The sequence below is a fragment of the Vibrio sp. YT-15 genome (assembly GCF_033337445.1).
GTDB lineage: Bacteria > Pseudomonadota > Gammaproteobacteria > Enterobacterales > Vibrionaceae > Vibrio > Vibrio alginolyticus.
The window spans coordinates 1-1,143 of sequence record NZ_JAWOQR010000133.1 but is presented as its reverse complement, the minus strand read 5'-3'; the positions used below and the strand labels follow the sequence as shown (position 1 = coordinate 1,143).

The window sequence follows — 1,143 nt, the reverse complement described above, 5'->3', positions numbered from 1 at the left end:
TGGTCAACATGGCGGCAGAGATGATACCTCCGAGCATCCAGTTACCTTTCCAAACCACAACGATACCACCGATGATCAACGCCCACATGATGCCGTTAAGCAAACCGATTGCGGCTTCTTTCATCAACAGTTCACGTTTGTTCGAATCACCGATATGACCTAAAGCAAGGCCACGAATAACCAGTGCAACGGTTTGGTTACCTGCAACACCACCCATGGATGGCACGATGGTCATCAAGACCGCAATTGCCGCCATTTGGTCCAGCGTGGCTTCAAACATGTTGGAAACCGAAGCAGCAGCTAATGCAGCTAGGACATTGGCTCCGAGCCAAACACTTCGTTTACGCGCGGATTTGAAGACGGGAGCGAAGGTATCTTCGTCATCGTCCATACCCGCCATACTCATCATTGAGTGTTCGGCATCTTCACGAATAACATCAACCACGTCATCGATGGTGATACGACCGACAAGGTGCTGGTTTTCATCCACTACGGGCGCTGACACCCAATTGCGACGTTCAAACAGGCTAGCAACGTCTGAGTCACTGGTGTCAACGGTAATCGCATCGTCAGCATCTTCCATGACGTCGATAATTTTTACGTCGGGTTGGGTCGTAATAAGTGTCGTGATTGGGAGTTCGCCAATCAGTTTGCTTTCGTCATCAATCACGTAGAGTGCATCGGTGGCTTCAGGCAGCTCGCCCTTCATACGCAGATAACGCAGGACTACGTCGACATCAACGTCACCACGAATCGTGATAACGTCCGTGTTCATCAACCCACCAGCGGTGTCTTCAGGATAAGACAGTGCCGTCTCGACGCGAGCACGATCTGCTGAATCCATTTGGGAGAGAACTTCACGAGAAAGGTCATCTGGCAAACTACGTAGGACGTATGCTACGTCATCGGTATCCATGCCTTCCGTCGCCTCTGCAAGGTCTTCGGGAGCCATTTTTGATACAAGACTGTCTTTAACGTCTTCGTTTAGTTCGTCAAGAATTTCACCGTAATCTTCGGGGTCGGTAAGTTGCCAAAGAACTTCACGGCTTTTACGTGGGGATGCTTCTAAAAGGTGAGCAATATCCTCAGTTTCCATGTCCTGAAGCTGACGACGAACAGGGACGAAGCGGCCGTTTTCCAGCG

At 50.3% G+C, this 1,143-nt stretch carries 1 protein-coding gene; it reads right to left on the bottom strand.

All coding sequences use genetic code 11. The annotated features are described in order from the left end of the window. On the bottom strand, positions 1-1,141 hold a 1,141-nt coding region (locus R7D93_RS25815; RefSeq protein WP_318129623.1), incomplete at its 3' end, for a magnesium transporter. Positions 1,142-1,143: the final 2 nt, after the last annotated feature.